This window comes from Martelella sp. (assembly GCF_984369615.1).
The window spans coordinates 1-2259 of record NZ_CFHTCS010000523.1 but is presented as its reverse complement, the minus strand read 5'-3'; the positions used below and the strand labels follow the sequence as shown (position 1 = coordinate 2259).

The following is a 2259-nucleotide window of genomic DNA, read 5'->3' as shown; positions in this document are numbered from 1 at the left end:
AGGCAGGTCTTGGCCTTGTCGACGTCGAGGATCGGCATGCCGTAGATCGGCGAGGTCTTGTCGTCGCGGGCTGCCGGATTGGTGACGTCGTTGGCGCCGATCACATAGGCGACATCGGCCTGGGCGAATTCCGAGTTGATGTCTTCCAGTTCGAACACCTCGTCATAGGGCACATTGGCTTCGGCGAGCAGCACGTTCATATGGCCCGGCATGCGGCCGGCAACCGGATGAATGGCGTATTTGACCTCGACGCCCTTCTCCTTCAACAGATCGGCCAGTTCCCTGAGCGCGTGCTGGGCCTGGGCGACCGCCATGCCGTATCCGGGCACGATGATCACCTTGGAGGCGTTCTCCATCAGGAAGGCGGCATCGTCCGCCGAACCGGTCTTCACGTTGCGCTCAACCTGGTCGCCGCCGCCCGAGGACGCCGTCTCGCCGCCGAAGCCGCCGAGAATGACCGAGATGAACGAGCGGTTCATGCCCTTGCACATGATGTAGGAGAGGATCGCACCCGAGGACCCCACAAGCGCGCCGGTGACGATCAGCGCCATGTTGCCGAGCGTGAAGCCGATGCCGGCAGCCGCCCAGCCCGAATAGGAGTTCAGCATCGAGACCACGACCGGCATGTCGGCGCCGCCGATGGGGACGATGATGAGAACGCCAAGCACCAGGGCAATGATGACGATCAGCCAGAAATGGATCGGGCTCGCCGTTGCCGAAAGCGAGACGACGAAGACGACGAGCGCCACCAGAAGCGCGATGTTGATCGCATGACGGCCGGGCAGCATGATCGGCTTGCCGGACATGCGGCCGTCGAGCTTGAGGAAGGCGATGATCGACCCGGTAAAGGTGATCGCGCCGATCGCGGCGCCGATCGCCAACTCGATCAGGGCCCGAAGGTGGATATCATCGGGAACGCCGATATTGAAGCTTTCCGGCGAATAGAGCGCGGCGGCGGCCACCAGAACGGCGGCAAGGCCGACGAGCGAGTGGAACCCGGCCACGAGCTGCGGCATTGCCGTCATCGGAATGGTGCGGGCGATATAGGCGCCGATGCCGCCGCCGATCGCCAGCGCCAGCACGATGAAGACCAGCGCCGAAAAGCCGGGCTTGGCCAGAAGCAGGGTCGTGCCGATGGCGATCGCCATACCGACCATGCCGTAGATATTGCCCTTGCGGCTGGTCGAGGGATGCGAAAGCCCTCGAAGCGCGAGAATGAAGAGAACCGCTGATACGAGGAACAGCAAGGCTGCAAAATTGACTGACATGTTCCGACCGCCTTACTTGTCCTTTTTCTTGTACATCGCCAGCATGCGCTGGGTGACAAGAAATCCGCCGAAAATATTGATGGCGACGAGAATGAGCGCCACGAAGCCGAAGCCGGTCGCAAGGCCGCTCGCCGAAAGGCCGACGGCCAGAAGCGCGCCGACGACGATGACCGAGGAAATGGCGTTGGTGACGGCCATCAACGGCGTGTGCAGCGCCGGCGTGACCGACCACACGACATAATAGCCGACAAAGACGGCGAGCACGAAGATCGCCAGCTGGAACACGAAGGGATCGATCGCCCCGCCCGTCGCGCCATGGGCAAGGGCTGCCAGCGAGCCGTCCTCGAAATTGCCGAGCGCGGTCTTGGCCTGCTCCAGCGAGGTGATCGCCTCGTTGATGGAGGTGGTGACATCTTCAAAAGCCATCAGGCCTCTCCCCCGGCGACCGTGCCGCCGAATTTCGGATGAACGACCGCGCCTTCATGCGTCAGAAGCGTCGCGGCGACGAGCTCGTCCTCCCGGTTGATGTTGATTGCGCCGCTCTCCTTGTCGACCAGGGTCTGGAAGAAGGTGAGCAGGTTCTTGGCGTAAAGCAGCGAAGCGGATGCCGCGATCCGGCCGGGCAGATTGAGGAGGCCGATGACGGAAACGCCTTCGACCGTGGCGACCTTGCCGGCTTCCGCGCCCTCGATATTGCCGCCGCGCTCGACGGCGAGGTCGACCGCGACCGAACCAAGCTTCATCGCCGACAGCATCTTACGGGTGACGAGCCGCGGCGCGGGACGGCCGGGAATCAGCGCGGTGGTGATGACCACGTCCTGCTTGGCGATATGGGCGGCGACGAGCTCGGCCTGCTTGGCCTTGTATGCGTCCGACATTTCCTTGGCATAGCCGCCGGCGGTCTCCGCCGCCTTGAACTCGTCATCCTCGACGGCGATGAATTTCGCGCCGAGCGAGGCGACCTGTTCCTTGGCCGCGGGACGGACATCGG

General features: G+C 63.5%; 3 protein-coding genes. All 3 read right to left on the bottom strand.

The features are described from left to right. Positions 1-1268: NAD(P)(+) transhydrogenase (Re/Si-specific) subunit beta (locus AC5DC2_RS23210; RefSeq protein WP_491700195.1), on the bottom strand; the 1268-nt coding region annotated here is incomplete at its 3' end. Positions 1269-1280: 12 nt separating this feature from the next. Then, positions 1281-1694: a proton-translocating transhydrogenase family protein gene (locus AC5DC2_RS23205; protein WP_024706603.1), complete on the bottom strand. Its 414-nt coding sequence runs from the start codon at positions 1692-1694 to the stop codon at positions 1281-1283. Then, the coding region (locus tag AC5DC2_RS23200; RefSeq protein WP_491700194.1) for a Rossmann-fold NAD(P)-binding domain-containing protein at positions 1694-2259 on the bottom strand (566 nt) is incomplete at its 5' end. The genes AC5DC2_RS23205 and AC5DC2_RS23200, both read right to left, overlap by 1 nt.